Source organism: Neisseria sp. P0021.S007 (assembly GCF_051956855.1).
The window spans coordinates 1-567 of the sequence record NZ_JBQCXA010000917.1; the positions used below are offsets into that span (position 1 = coordinate 1).

General features: G+C 48.1%; 1 pseudogene. It reads left to right on the top strand.

Features of this window, described 5'->3' with window-relative positions:
- Positions 1 to 368: pseudogene (locus ACTHUR_RS16705) on the top strand (RsmB/NOP family class I SAM-dependent RNA methyltransferase); the annotation flags it as partial.
- Positions 369 to 567: the final 199 nt, after the last annotated feature.

Consider the following 567-nt stretch of genomic DNA (forward strand, 5'->3'; position numbering starts at 1 on the left):
GTGTGTTGGTGGACGCGCCCTGCTCCGGCTTGGGTACTTTACGCCGTAATCCCGACCTCAAATACCGCCAATCCGCCGAGACCGTGGCCAACCTTTTGGAACAGCAACACAGCATCCTCGATGCCGCCTCCAAATTGGTCAAACCGCAAGGCCGCTTGGTGTACGCCACCTGCAGCGTGTTGCCGGAAGAAAACGAGCTGCAAGTCGAACGTTTCCTGTCCGAACATCCCGAATTTGAACTCGTCAACTGCGCCGAACTGCTGCAAAGCCTGAAGGTCGATTTGGATACCGGAAAATACCTGCGCCTCAACTCCGGAGAACACCAAACCGACGGCTTCTTTGCCGCTGTATTGCAACGTAAGGATTAAGGTTGAAAAAGGCCGTCTGAAATCCTTTCAGACGGCCTTTTTGATAGATTTTTTACATTAAAATCATTAGAAACGATAGTCGCGCTCTGCAATAATATACTTTAAGGCATGTATCTCGACCTTTTATCAGAATATTGTGAAAAGCTGGAAAAAATGCTCTATGCTTTGTAAATGTATGTGTTCTCGTTCAAAATTCGCC